This is a genomic window from Salinimicrobium sp. TH3, from assembly GCF_026676115.1.
Lineage (GTDB): Bacteria > Bacteroidota > Bacteroidia > Flavobacteriales > Flavobacteriaceae > Salinimicrobium.
This window is the reverse complement of the sequence record NZ_JAPONB010000011.1, coordinates 50,644-62,473: the sequence shown is the minus strand read 5'-3', so window position 1 is coordinate 62,473 and position 11,830 is coordinate 50,644. Positions and strand designations below refer to the sequence as shown.

Annotated in this window: 14 protein-coding genes; 7 read left to right on the top strand and 7 right to left on the bottom strand. The window is 39.4% G+C overall.

All coding sequences use genetic code 11. The features are described from left to right. Window positions 1-10: 10 nt before the first annotated feature. Window positions 11-265, bottom strand: a complete 255-nt coding sequence (locus OU683_RS14950; protein ID WP_268139718.1) for a TFIIB-type zinc ribbon-containing protein — start codon at window positions 263-265, stop codon at window positions 11-13. 217 nt (window positions 266-482) lie between these two features. On the opposite strand from OU683_RS14950, the gene OU683_RS14945 reads away from it, so the two are divergent. Together OU683_RS14945 and OU683_RS14940 are read left to right on the top strand one after the other, a co-directional pair. Next, complete coding sequence (locus tag OU683_RS14945; protein ID WP_268139715.1) at window positions 483-1,040, top strand: hypothetical protein; 558 nt, start codon at window positions 483-485, stop codon at window positions 1,038-1,040. A gap of 134 nt (window positions 1,041-1,174) precedes the next feature. Continuing rightward, window positions 1,175-1,942: a carbonic anhydrase family protein gene (locus OU683_RS14940; RefSeq protein WP_268139713.1), complete on the top strand. Its 768-nt coding sequence runs from the start codon at window positions 1,175-1,177 to the stop codon at window positions 1,940-1,942. Between the two features lie 357 nt (window positions 1,943-2,299). Here the strand turns inward: OU683_RS14940 and OU683_RS14935 are convergent, their stop codons facing one another. Beyond that, the gene (locus tag OU683_RS14935; protein WP_268139711.1) at window positions 2,300-3,223 is read right to left on the bottom strand and encodes a LysR family transcriptional regulator; all 924 of its coding nucleotides are present in this window, start codon (window positions 3,221-3,223) and stop codon (window positions 2,300-2,302) included. A gap of 132 nt (window positions 3,224-3,355) precedes the next feature. Here OU683_RS14935 and OU683_RS14930 point away from each other — a divergent pair, with 132 nt between their 5' ends. The 3 genes from OU683_RS14930 to OU683_RS14920 are packed head-to-tail and all read left to right on the top strand — an operon-like array spanning window position 3,356 to window position 5,609. Further along, window positions 3,356-3,646, top strand: coding sequence for a hypothetical protein (locus OU683_RS14930; RefSeq protein WP_268139709.1), 291 nt, complete (start codon window positions 3,356-3,358; stop codon window positions 3,644-3,646). A gap of 6 nt (window positions 3,647-3,652) precedes the next feature. Next, entirely contained in the window at window positions 3,653-4,606 is a 954-nt protein-coding gene (locus OU683_RS14925) for an L-threonylcarbamoyladenylate synthase (RefSeq protein ID WP_268139707.1), read from the top strand. A 43-nt stretch (window positions 4,607-4,649) separates the two neighbouring features. Then, on the top strand, window positions 4,650-5,609 hold the full coding sequence (locus OU683_RS14920; RefSeq protein ID WP_268139705.1) for a sodium-dependent bicarbonate transport family permease: 960 nt from the start codon (window positions 4,650-4,652) through the stop codon (window positions 5,607-5,609). A 476-nt stretch (window positions 5,610-6,085) separates the two neighbouring features. Here the strand turns inward: OU683_RS14920 and OU683_RS14915 are convergent, their stop codons facing one another. The 5 genes from OU683_RS14915 to OU683_RS14895 all read right to left on the bottom strand — a co-directional run bounded on the left by OU683_RS14915 (window position 6,086) and on the right by OU683_RS14895 (window position 10,662). Continuing rightward, window positions 6,086-7,051, bottom strand: coding sequence for a calcium/sodium antiporter (locus OU683_RS14915; protein ID WP_268139703.1), 966 nt, complete (start codon window positions 7,049-7,051; stop codon window positions 6,086-6,088). 72 nt (window positions 7,052-7,123) lie between these two features. After that, window positions 7,124-7,378, bottom strand: coding sequence for a TFIIB-type zinc ribbon-containing protein (locus tag OU683_RS14910; protein WP_268139701.1), 255 nt, complete (start codon window positions 7,376-7,378; stop codon window positions 7,124-7,126). Window positions 7,379-7,434: 56 nt separating this feature from the next. Beyond that, window positions 7,435-8,424: a TerC family protein gene (locus OU683_RS14905; RefSeq protein ID WP_268139699.1), complete on the bottom strand. Its 990-nt coding sequence runs from the start codon at window positions 8,422-8,424 to the stop codon at window positions 7,435-7,437. Window positions 8,425-8,594: 170 nt separating this feature from the next. Then, window positions 8,595-10,253, bottom strand: coding sequence for an SLC5/6 family protein (locus OU683_RS14900; protein ID WP_442800858.1), 1,659 nt, complete (start codon window positions 10,251-10,253; stop codon window positions 8,595-8,597). 85 nt (window positions 10,254-10,338) lie between these two features. After that, window positions 10,339-10,662, bottom strand: a complete 324-nt coding sequence (locus OU683_RS14895) for a hypothetical protein (RefSeq protein WP_268139697.1) — start codon at window positions 10,660-10,662, stop codon at window positions 10,339-10,341. A 198-nt stretch (window positions 10,663-10,860) separates the two neighbouring features. Here OU683_RS14895 and OU683_RS14890 point away from each other — a divergent pair, with 198 nt between their 5' ends. Then, window positions 10,861-11,193, top strand: a complete 333-nt coding sequence (locus tag OU683_RS14890; protein WP_268139696.1) for a hypothetical protein — start codon at window positions 10,861-10,863, stop codon at window positions 11,191-11,193. Window positions 11,194-11,295: 102 nt separating this feature from the next. Then, window positions 11,296-11,799, top strand: a complete 504-nt coding sequence (locus tag OU683_RS14885; RefSeq protein ID WP_268139694.1) for a hypothetical protein — start codon at window positions 11,296-11,298, stop codon at window positions 11,797-11,799. Window positions 11,800-11,830 lie beyond the last annotated feature (31 nt).

Genomic DNA, 11,830 nt, shown 5'->3' with positions numbered 1-11,830 from the left:
AAAATGAGTTTTAAAAATCAAATAGATCCCCAAGAAAAGAATCTTTTTTTCGATGTTTTTGATTCTTATATTCTCCCGTGCTCGAATATCTATCATTTCGGGGTTGTGAAGCCTGGTTTCCCTGTACAGTAGCTGAGGATCGTTCGATGATCTTATCCAATTCTCCCCTGTCCAGCCAGACCCCCCGACATTCTGGGCAGTAATCAATTTCTACACCGTTACGATCAGTCATTACTAAGGTTGTACTATCATTCGGACATTTCATATTTTCGTTTTTAGCGTTTCTAATTTCTGAAAAGGTTGGTTTTATCTGCAATCTTTGAACTACTCTACACTTCCTGTGCGGTGTTATTAATCCTTAAGGTTGATTTTTATAAAATTAGAACAAATAAGGTTGTCCATTTCATTGGATGCTCATTTTCATCCTAAATTTCTCTTATCATTCTCATAAGTTTTTTCAGTTATGTCGTGGTTGAATTATTATGTCTGTTCCCTTAGTTTTGCAGACCATAAATCATAGAACTAGTCCTAATTTCCCGGAAGGTGGAAGTTTAAAGATAATTGTGAAAATGCTAAAAAAAGTAATATTCCTATTTGGTTTTACGCTCATTACCGCGTGTGAAGAGAGAGTTGAGAGAAAATCAGCCGAAGGCCATGAGACTGCAATTTCTCATGGTAATACACCCACAGAGCAGGGAAATAACAAAGTATTAAAGTCAGCCAATACAGGGGCAAAATATAAGCTATGGGATCAAGTACCTAATAATGAGGTGTGCATGGTAAACAATGCATACATGGGGAGGCTGCAGCTGGAAGTTCCCTATGATGGAAGGATGTATTACGGTTGCTGTGAAATGTGCGTAGAGCGTATCCCACAAGATGAAGATGTTCGTATTGCTATTGATCCCATGACCTCAGAGGAAGTAGATAAAGCTACTGCATTTATTGTTCTTACTGGTGAGCAGAGGGAAGTTGCGTACTTTAAAAATGAAGAAAATTATCTCAACTTTTTAAAAATAAAGGAAAAATCTCTGGATTAAAAGAGGAATTTAATCAATGTCAGAGGACTGATTAAACATCTGTGGGTTAAAATATGAATAAGTTTAACAAGAAATAAATTTCTATACACAATTCTTTAAATTATTAAACAACAACAAACCAAATAAAGAGAACAATGAAAAAATTAAATTATTTAAGTACGATTTTAGGTGTTTCCCTAATCCTGGCATCATGTGGGGAGGCTGAAGAAAGGAATGAGCCCGTCACTGGGACTGAAGACATGGAGATGACAAATCAAAGAGCAGAATGGGATGCTGATGTCACTTTAACCCAACAGGAACGTGATGCCCTTATGCCTGCAGATGTCGTCGCCGAATTCAAGGGAGGTAACAAAAGATTTATAAAAGACAGCCTCACCCCGAGAAATCGTCAGGCGAGAATTGAGGCCACAGCCGGCGCTCAGTATCCAAAGGCAATGGTATTATCCTGTATAGACAGCAGAGTACCTGTTGAAGAAATCTTTGACCAGGGACTGGGAGATCTTTTTGTGGGTCGTATTGCAGGTAACTTTGCAGATGAAGAAATGTTGGGAAGTATGGAATTTGCCACCAAGGTTGCAGGATCAAAGGTCATTGTGGTTATGGGACATGAAAGTTGTGGTGCCATAAAATCTGCTATAGAAAACGTGGAACTGGGAAATATTACTGCAATGCTTGCCCACATTGATCCCGCTATCGAAATGACAAATAATTTCGCTGAAGATCAGAGAACTATTAAGAACGAAGAATATCTGAATGCAGTTATTAAAAATAACGTAAAACATACAATCGACAAAATCAAGACTGACAGTCCTATAATTGCAGAAATGGCAGAAAATGGAGAAATTAATATAGTAGGGGCCTATTATAATGTGGATACCGGAGCTGTAGAGTGGCTGGAATAATAAAATTTTTCACTCAGATTACAACCGGCTCAAGATCTCTTCGAGCCGGTTCTTTTTTTAATGATTTCGGGGACATGTATTCAGCTCAAGGTATAAAGAAAAGCCAGAACCTTTCCCTCCGTAAAAGATAATAATTCTGCCAGGCGCTGGCCAACTCTACTCCCAGAACACGCACCCGAACTCTGCAGGATTGTTGATACTACCTTTTTTAAGACACCGGATATTACATTTCTCTTATTGCCAGATTTTTGATTTTGCAGAGGGGGAGAAGAAAAATTTGATCTATTCAGTAGTTATAACAATAACTTATTACAGCTATTAATTATTTTTTTTCCACTCTCATTTTAAGGTTTATTATTAATATTTCTCGTACCAGTCGAACTTGTCCTTTATTATTTTTAACCGCTCTTTTTTTAGATATTCCAAATAGGAGGCAGCCGCAGGTGAAAACTTTTTGCCTTTCATCCATATAATTTGCCAATTTGACCGTATAGGGAATCCTCCAACAGGTATGATTTCCAACTCGCCGTTTTTCAGTTCATTTTTAATTCCTATGATCGGCATAATTGAATAGCCTAATCCTGCTATTACTGCTTGTTTAACTGCCTCATTTGAAGTTAACTCCATTTTTTTTAATACAGGAAGGTTATACTGCTTCATAAAACTTTCCATGACATGTCTCGTACCAGATCCTGCTTCTCGATATATCAAGGGAATCTCTTTTAAAATATCTCTACTGTGATGTTTGTTTTCCAAAGTCTGTTCTCTTCCCCCTACAAGAAATAACTTGTTTTCCATAAGTTGAATTCTTTCGATCTGTAAATGTTCAGGAAGAACAGAGACCAAAGCAAAGTCAATTTCATTTTTTTCCAGATTTTCTATAACCGCAGCCTTATTCGTAACATCTAAAGACAAATTTACGGCTGAATGATTCCGCATAAAACCGGAGAGAAAATGAGGCATTACATATTTTCCGGTAGAGACAACAGCAACTGTAAGCCTTCCAATAAGTTCTCCTTTATAAGCAGCATTCTTTGCGCTTATTGTTTCAGTCTGTTCCAGGATATTTTTAGCCGCCATAGCTATTTCCTTTCCAAAGTCTGTGATATAAATCTTTCTACCTATAACTTCTGTCAGTGGAAAATCGAATTGTTCCTGAAAGTTCTTAAGCTGCATGGATACAGCCGGTTGCGAGAGATGTAGTTCTGCAGAAGCCTTAGTAATACTTTGAGTTCTGGTAATCTCCAGAAAGATCTTTAGCTGATGTAAAGTATAATTCATAAGAAGTTCTTATGTTTTTTATCAAAAATATAAATTTTCCGTTATATATACAATGTTTCAAATTTGCACCGGAAAAAAAATCGCCTGGTCGATTCTAAAACTAATTCAGGAAAATCTTATAATTTCTACATCATGAAAAATTTAAAGTTGATTGACGGAACCTTTAGTCCTGCAGAGGCAAGAGATATTTTGCTTAACATGATTGGCAGCAAAATTCACTTTCATAACAAGAGAGACTTCAGTTCAAAAATTCGCATAGGGAGTTCCGATAGGAGCTCACGGGTGAGACTGGACGAACTACGGGAGACAAGGGAACATATTATTTCTTTTTTGGAGAAGGCTGAAAGGGAAGGTTCGACTGTAAGTATTAAATCATCCATAATCCTTTCCTGTTCAACAGAAGAACAGGCTGAGAAACTTTAAAATTCGATGAGTGAAATTATTGATACTGCTATTTCCGAATTAAAAGATGGAGGAATTATAGCTATTCCTACGGAAACAGTTTATGGATTAGGCGGGAATGCATTAAGTGAAGCTGCAGTAAAAAAAATATTTGATTTAAAGAATAGGCCTCTTCACAATCCTTTAATTGTACATATTGCCTCGGTGGACGAGCTAGAAAAATTAGCAAAGAATATTCCTGATGTAGCTTATAGGTTAGCACATACCTTCTGGCCGGGTCCTTTAACTCTAATTTTGAAGAAAAAGGAAATTATACCTTCTATAGTTACTGCAGGATTAGATACTGTAGCTGTAAGAATTCCTGATCACTGGTTGACCCTGGAACTTCTGAAAAAACTCCCGTTTCCTTTAGCTGCGCCCAGTGCAAATCCATTTGGATCTATTAGTCCCACAAAACCTGATCATGTTTTAAAGTACTTCAAGAATCAGCTGAACCTTATTATAGATGGCGGGGAATGTCAAAGGGGAATTGAATCGACTATAGTGGGATTTGACAAATCCCAAAACCCGATAATATTTAGGCAGGGTGCTATAACTGCAGAGGAAATTGAGAAAATCACCGGCAAACTTCATTTTTGTACTCACGAGGATCAAAGACCTAAAGCGCCGGGAATGTTATCTAAACATTATTCTCCTAAAACCAAAAGTTGTTTAACAAACAATTTAAAAACTACACTGCAATTCTTTGAAGGAAAGAAAATTGGCGCTCTTCTTTTTCAAAACCCTTTAGGTGATTTACCATTAGACCACCAGGAAATTTTATCAGAATCAGGTGATTTAAAAGTGGCTGCAAAAAATGTCTATGCTGCAATGCATCGGCTGGATCAAAAGAATTTAGACATAATTATTTTTGAACAGCTACCTGACAAAGGATTGGGAATAACCATTAACGATAAACTTCGAAGAGCTGCTAAAGATTAAAAAAACTGGAACAGCACCTTAAACTCTTATAACAGCAATTTTTATGAATTTAAATCTTTTAATAGAAAATTTGACAAGCCCAGCCTTACTTTTCTTCGTAATGGGTATTCTGGCAGTCCAGCTTAAAAGTGATCTTGAGATTCCTAAAAGCTCATCGAAATTTATATCTCTTTACCTTTTATTTTCAATAGGATTTAATGGAGGCCGGGAATTGGCACATAGTCAATTCTCTATGGAAATCATTTGGACAATTTTGTTCGGTGTTATTACAGCCCTCGTTATACCAATTTATACTTTTTACCTCCTTAGAAGAAAATTAAGTACAGAAAACTCTGGAGCCATCGCCGCCGCATATGGCTCAATTAGTGCCGTAACCTTTGTCACCGCCGTTTCCTTTCTGGAAATTCAGCAGATTTCTTACAGTGGCCATATGGTGGCATTAATGGCTTTAATGGAAGCTCCTGCAATCATTGTTGGCGTGGCACTTATTTCACTGTATGGAAAGAAAGATAATACATCACCTAAAATGTCCAGTTTAATAGGTCATTCATTTTCTAACGGAAGTGTACTGATGATCCTGGGAAGTTTAATTATAGGTTTTGTAGCAAGTGAAAGTCAGGCTCAGGGAATAGCCCCTTTTACTAATGACATTTTTAAAGGCTTTCTGGCTATTTTTCTCCTGGATATGGGTATCATTAGCGGAAGAAAATTGACAGATTTTATAAAAAGCGGCTGGTTCACTACTCTTTTTGCTATAATCATACCGGTAATAAATGGATGTACTGTTGCCTGGGCCAGCGGTCTCGTAACAGGAAATGTTGGAGATAGATTCATGCTGGCAATCTTGGCCGCCAGTGCTTCATATATTGCTGTACCGGCTGCAATGAAGATGGCAGTACCAAAAGCAAATCCCGGTCTTTACCTGCCCATGGCTCTGGCCGTTACGTTTCCCTTCAATATTACTTTTGGGATGCCGCTTTACATGGCGTTGATTGTCATATAAGAAGGTCCAAATATATTTATTTAATGTTCAAAAAAACGGAATCTCCGGAAGCATACATTCTCCTCTCCAAAAGGAATACTTCAAATCTTTTCCAACCGCTCCATTGGTGAAGCTTTTATATAATAATAAAAAACCTTTTCGGAAGTATGTCCGCTTATTGCCGTAATATTGATAATTCACATATCTGCTTTATAAGCATTGGTACAAAAGCTTCTTTTAGGTGTTAGATTTGTTAGTAACTGATGTTTTTTTAGTAATAAAAAGCCCCTCACTTAATCGCTAATTCATAACATCTTGGCTCCTCTGATTTTTTTATTTTTTATTTCCAGCAGGGCTTTGTTTGTCTCTCCGAAAGGAGATATACCCCACAGCATTCCATTGATTATCTCCACCATCTCCTATCTACCTGATGCCGCAAATGCAGATAATTCTTTGATGCACAACAGATGTTTAATGACCTTTTACAATTCAAGAGTTTATAGAGCAGTTCCCGTAATAAGTTCACCAACGTATAGAATATACAACAACAAAAAAACACCTCCTTCCCAACGTTGAATTCTATTTCCTTTATCGGTAAATACGAACATGAAAAGTAGGAGGCTTGCAGTTATACATACAATTATATCAAAGAAAGATCCGGAGGAAAGAGGAACAGGAGTTATTGCTGTTGAAAGACCAAGAATAAAGAATATATTAAAGATATTGGAGCCAACAACATTTCCAATAGCGATGTCTACATTTTTACGACGAACTGCTACAATGGAAGTGGCAAGTTCGGGAAGGGAAGTACCAATTGACACAATTGTCAAACCGATTACTCTTTCAGTCATTCCAAATACTTGAGCGATCTCCACTGCACTGTCGACAATCAATTTCCCTCCTAAAACAAGACCTGCCAATCCAAGAACAATAAAAAGGATTGCTTTCCAGGTCCCGTATTTTTTCGTCTCTATTTTCTCATCTGTTCCTGCACTTTTCGCCACGGTTAAATTGTAGACAAGAAAGATCAGAAAGAAAAGAAGCAATGTCAGACCTTCGGATCTTGTAAGAACGTTGTCTAAAGCCCCGTTTAAATATTGATCCGCACCTATAAATAGAACACAGACCGCAGCTAAAAAGCTGAGAGGTATTTCCAACCAGGTTGTGCTGGATTTAACAGTAAGAGGTGAGATTAAAGCACAGATTCCAAGTATGCCCAGAATATTAAAGATGTTACTCCCTAATACATTCCCTACAACCATTTCCGTATTTTCAGAAACGGCCGCCATTAAATTTACTACAAGTTCTGGCGCCGATGTTCCAAAAGCTACTATTGTTAGTCCAATAACTATGTTAGGAATACCCATACCGACAGCTATACTCGAAGCTGCGTCTACCAATTTGGAAGCGCCAAAAATGAGCGCTACAAAACCCGCGATTAACAGTAAAACAGTTATGATCATTAAATGGAAAAGAATTATCTATTCAAAAAATTATAGCTTTTGAATTAAAGATTAGCAATTAGGTTCTAATTTTTAGAAGTCAAATAAGTCCCCAAGAAAGGAATCTTTTTTTCGCGGTTTTTGGTACTTATTTTCTCCTGGGTTTGAATATCTATCACTCCGGTGCTGTGAAGCCTGGTTTCCTTGCATGGGAGCTGAGGATCGTTCAATGATCTTATCCAACTCTCCCCTGTCCAGCCAGACACCCCGACATTCTGGACAATAATCAATTTCTACACCATTACGATCAGTCATCACTAAGGTGGTATTATCATTCGGACATTTCATATTGATCTTTTTTATTTGTTTCTAAGTTAGTAAAACTTTCTCTTCTTCCCAGAGCATTATTTGCTAATGGAACTACTTTCATGAAGTTCTTCCTCTTTCACCTCGTGATCCATTTTCGGTTTCATTAGAACAGAAGCTAAAATTCCCGAAGCAAGAGCTCCAGCTATAACGATCAAGGATAACCATTCCGGTAGTTCGATGTGGTGCGAAAAGATCATCTTCAAACCTACGAACGTAAGGATACCTACTAGACTGTAACTGATGAAGCGGAACTTGTCCAGCATTTGTGAAATTAGGAAATACATTGACCTAAGGCCGAGAATCGCCAGGATGTTTGAGCTGAAAACAATGAATGGATCTGCCGTAATGGCCAGAATAGCGGGGATGCTGTCAAGTGCAAAAAGAACATCTGTCAACTCTACCATGAGCAGCGCCATAAAAAGTGGCGTTGCGATCAATTTACCCATTCGGCGGATAAAGAAATTGTCACCATAGAAGAAGGCAGTAAACGGGAGAAATCTTCGGGTTCTCTTAAAGATCCAGGAATTCTTTGGATTGAACTGCGTGTTGTCGGACTTCAGCATTTTGTAGGCAGTGTAAATAAGGAAGACACCAAAGACGTAGACGATCCAGTCAAACTTATTGATCAAAGCGACCCCAAACACGATCATTAATGCCCTGAAAACAATGGCGCCGAGTATTCCCCAGAACAAGACCCGGTGCTGATACATTTTCGGAATGCTAAAGGAGCTAAAGATCACGGCAATGACAAAAACGTTATCTATACTCAAAGACAATTCAATGAGATAGCCGGTGATATATTTTAACACAGCATCTCCCGGCGTAAGACCGGTGGGGTTGGCTACCTGCCCATTTTCAAAAAGCCACCAGATAACTGCCGAAAAGCCAAGGGCGAGGGATACCCAGATGCTGGTCCAAATAGCAGCTCCCTTAGTCTTTATGACATGAGCTTCCCTGTTAAAAACTCCCAGATCTAAAGCCAGGAAGAACAAAATTGCAACAGAAAATAAAATCCAAACGATCATTATATTTTAAATTTAGGTATTAGAATTCAGGTTTAGTTAAAGTTCAGAGGTCGAAGTTTATACTCCGGCTCCTCTATTTTTTGCGCAATACTTTCCAGAAACAGTAGACCATAAAAGCGGTGACCGAAATCTGGACAAGCAGCATGATGATAAGTGGTTCAGTTTCCATATTAGTTCGCGTTTTTTCTCTTTTTATGCGCTATAAAAACAAGGGTACAAATGAAGAGGAAAAGACTTAGAAGTACCAGTCTCGCCATGTTCGTGTAAAAAATCTGTTTTTCAAGAAAATCTGTTCTTCCAGGATCTGTTGAACCCGCGAGGTCCTCGAGCAGTTTCGTATTCGAGATCTGCAGGATCAGGGAGTTGTTATCCAGCGGCCAGATGCCGCCATTAAGCAGTGAAGAAAAAGCCTCAATCCACAGGTTGCCCTCAGGCGTAATAAGAGCTCCCAAAAATACGGCTACCAATAATGCAGGGGTGACGTATTTAATCACCCATTTAAAGAAACCGGGGATCTTCATATCTGCACCCAGATTGATCTCTTTCCAGCCGGGACCAATTCCGAAGAACCAGGAGAACAAAATGGTTTCCGCCAGTGCAAAAACCACGAGCGATACAGTTCCCGCCCAATAATCGTACTGGTCAAAAAAGCCGTATTGATAAAAAAGTATACAGGGGAGACCTAAACAAAAGGTCAAAAATCCGAAGGAATAGGCTCCTTTGTTTGCGCTCCACCCAAATTCATCCCGCATAAAACCAATCCATGGCGTGCCCATGGCCAGCGAAGAGGTGATTCCGGCGAAGAAAAGCAGGCCGAACCAGAAGACGCCGGCAAAAGCCGCCAGTACAGTTCCCCACTGATTAAATAGAAAAGGCATGGTTTGAAAAGCGGTTCCAAAGCTCATATTCTCAATGATCCAGTCAAGCCCGAAATATCCGGCAGCAATGGGAATTACAATAAGACTTCCCAGTACAACCTCCACAAATTCATTGGTGAACCCGGCGGAGGTGGAATTCAGGGCGATATCATCTTTACTGTCGAGATAAGCTGCATAGCAGTGGATTGTTCCCATTCCCACCGAGAGCGTAAAGAATATCTGCCCCGCAGCAGCCAACCACACTTTGGGGCTGTACAAGGAAGAATAATCGGGGGTCCAGAGATAATTCAGGCCGTCCCAGGCATTGGCTAAAGGAAATTCCGCAGAAGCAGCACTTGTTCCTAAGGTCAGTCCTCTTATAGCCAGAAAGATTCCAAAAAGAATAAGCAACGGCATTCCAATTTTTGCCACTTTTTCGATTCCCGACAGGCCTTTGCTTAAGATAAAGGTGTTAATGAGGATACAAATAATGAAGAATAAGAGAGCTTCATTAGGAATTCCGAGGAAGGAAGTGCCCATGAGGACATATGTGTTGAAATATTGTGCGATCTCAGACTGAGATAGGCTTTGAAATGTGCCCATCAAACTGTGCAGCGCATAGGAGAGGGTCCAGGATTCGATGTAGCAGTAGTAGGCTGCCACCGCAAGGTTTGTGAAAATTCCAAAAACACCTAAATATTTCCAGAGGCTGGCTTTTCCCATAGAGCCAAGTATAAAAGGCGTGGAATGATGGCCTTTTCGACCGCCAAAACGTCCCATAGACCATTCAATCCAAAGCAGCGGCAGCCCCATGAGCACGAAACAAATTAGGTAGGGGATGATAAATGTACCCCCGCCGTTCTGTACCGCCTGCACAGGAAACCGAAGAAAGTTACCCAACCCGACTGAATTGCCCGCCATAGCGAGAATGAGGCCCAGACGGCTGCCCCATTGTTCTTTCTGTACATCCATTAGTGCAGAAGGTTAAACTGGATCAAAATAATAAATGCTTCCGCAGCCTTTTATGGCACGGAGCGAAGCCGTGGGAAATTATCTTCTACGGAAAGGAATGGAAAGGATAGATGATCTTGGCAGTGTTAAGATTGAGGATGTTCTCCCGGAACTTTACTGTAATCCTATCCGCCGGCCTGAAGCTCCCGCAAAAAGAGCTAAAATCTGCCTTTAGGATGATCTTTGTTTTGTGAAGTTCCTTTAAAAGCCCGGGTGCAAATTCTACTTCAGAGCCTGCAGTTATTTCTTCAGGGTTCTCTAATAATAATAAAGTCTCATTGTCTTCAGAAAGAGCTGAAAAATCTAATGGAGATGGAAACACACTCTGACCTAAAAACAGGAGGAAAAAAGTGCACAGAATTTTTATCATTTTAGTATGTAGAATTTCGGGTAAATGTAGTACAACGCAATGTTAATTTTTAAAAAATAAATGTTCTGGAAATAAAATATTTTTAGTAGTCAAACCGAAGCTATGCAATGGGGTGTAAAATTTAACTTATAAGCTGAAATATATTTGTAATTTTAACATACTAATCATATACATTTGCTCTGTAATATCAAAAGTAAAATGACTGCCAAAGGGGTCTTTTTGTTTTTACTTCTACTGCTCTCCTGCGGTACCTCCTTTTCATTTTCACATGAGAGCCTGCCTTTTGATAAGGAGGAAATTTCAGTAAACGATTTTGAATTTGAAGAAGAAACTGCTGATCTCTACCAGGGAACAGTTCCATTCTTAAAGACGAATGTCTTTCAGGCCTATTCATTTACAGGCAGCAAAAGTTTTTTACTTCAGAGCTCTTTTGAAACCCGTTCTCACAACGATTACATTAGGCGTTCAAAAGAGATCGACCCCGGACTTGACACGCCGGCCATTATTTTCCCTTTCCACGTTTTTCTGTGATTCCGGCCTTCTCCCTTTTTTGAGGGAGTAGAATTTTCGTCTTTCCCACAGCCGTTCTATGGCGGGACCAAAAATCAGTTTTATATTTTAATATTATTCATCATGAAAATTGACATCCTAATTGTCCATTTTGCGGTAGTGGCCGCAGTGGCCGTACCATATATTTTATTCGTCCTCGCTGCAGCCAGGCAAAGAAAAGACTTAAGATCCAGATTCAACAGCGAAGCAATAGCGCTCGATCTTAAGTTAGACTGGGTTGACAGGTGGAATTCCAACATTATCGGGATTGACAAAACCCGTCAAAAGGTTGTTTTTGTGCAACGAAGAAGAGAGGAGATCGTAGTACAGGTCATAGATCTAAAAATTATTAAAAGTAGTGTGCTGCTTCATGAGACCGCTACTGTCAAGATCGACAAAAAGAAGGAGGAGGTTCTTCAAAAGGTGGAGTTGGAGCTATCCATGTATAACGGAGATATTCAGACCATCAGCTTCTTTGACTGTGACATGACCTATTACCAGGATTATGAGATGAAAAATGCAGAAAAATGGAGCCAGATCATCAAAGAATCTATCAGCTTTCGGCCGCTGGTGCAGTCAGCCGCTTAAACTTATCAGGGCCAGTTTTTTTTAACTGGCC

What these genes read in the sequence shown, in the direction of transcription:
- OU683_RS14945 (WP_268139715.1), top strand. Translation starts at nt 483, where the DNA reads ATGTCTGTTCCCTTAGTTTTGCAGACCATAAATCATAGAACTAGTCCT.
- OU683_RS14920 (WP_268139705.1), top strand. Translation starts at nt 4,650, where the DNA reads ATGAATTTAAATCTTTTAATAGAAAATTTGACAAGCCCAGCCTTACTT.
- OU683_RS14895 (WP_268139697.1), bottom strand. Translation starts at nt 10,662, where the DNA reads ATGATAAAAATTCTGTGCACTTTTTTCCTCCTGTTTTTAGGTCAGAGT.
- OU683_RS14925 (WP_268139707.1), top strand. Translation starts at nt 3,653, where the DNA reads ATGAGTGAAATTATTGATACTGCTATTTCCGAATTAAAAGATGGAGGA.
- OU683_RS14935 (WP_268139711.1), bottom strand. Translation starts at nt 3,223, where the DNA reads ATGAATTATACTTTACATCAGCTAAAGATCTTTCTGGAGATTACCAGA.
- OU683_RS14930 (WP_268139709.1), top strand. Translation starts at nt 3,356, where the DNA reads ATGAAAAATTTAAAGTTGATTGACGGAACCTTTAGTCCTGCAGAGGCA.
- OU683_RS14940 (WP_268139713.1), top strand. Translation starts at nt 1,175, where the DNA reads ATGAAAAAATTAAATTATTTAAGTACGATTTTAGGTGTTTCCCTAATC.
- OU683_RS14950 (WP_268139718.1), bottom strand. Translation starts at nt 265, where the DNA reads ATGAAATGTCCGAATGATAGTACAACCTTAGTAATGACTGATCGTAAC.
- OU683_RS14910 (WP_268139701.1), bottom strand. Translation starts at nt 7,378, where the DNA reads ATGAAATGTCCGAATGATAATACCACCTTAGTGATGACTGATCGTAAT.
- OU683_RS14900 (WP_442800858.1), bottom strand. Translation starts at nt 10,253, where the DNA reads ATGGATGTACAGAAAGAACAATGGGGCAGCCGTCTGGGCCTCATTCTC.
- OU683_RS14885 (WP_268139694.1), top strand. Translation starts at nt 11,296, where the DNA reads ATGAAAATTGACATCCTAATTGTCCATTTTGCGGTAGTGGCCGCAGTG.
- OU683_RS14905 (WP_268139699.1), bottom strand. Translation starts at nt 8,424, where the DNA reads ATGATCGTTTGGATTTTATTTTCTGTTGCAATTTTGTTCTTCCTGGCT.
- OU683_RS14890 (WP_268139696.1), top strand. Translation starts at nt 10,861, where the DNA reads ATGACTGCCAAAGGGGTCTTTTTGTTTTTACTTCTACTGCTCTCCTGC.
- OU683_RS14915 (WP_268139703.1), bottom strand. Translation starts at nt 7,051, where the DNA reads ATGATCATAACTGTTTTACTGTTAATCGCGGGTTTTGTAGCGCTCATT.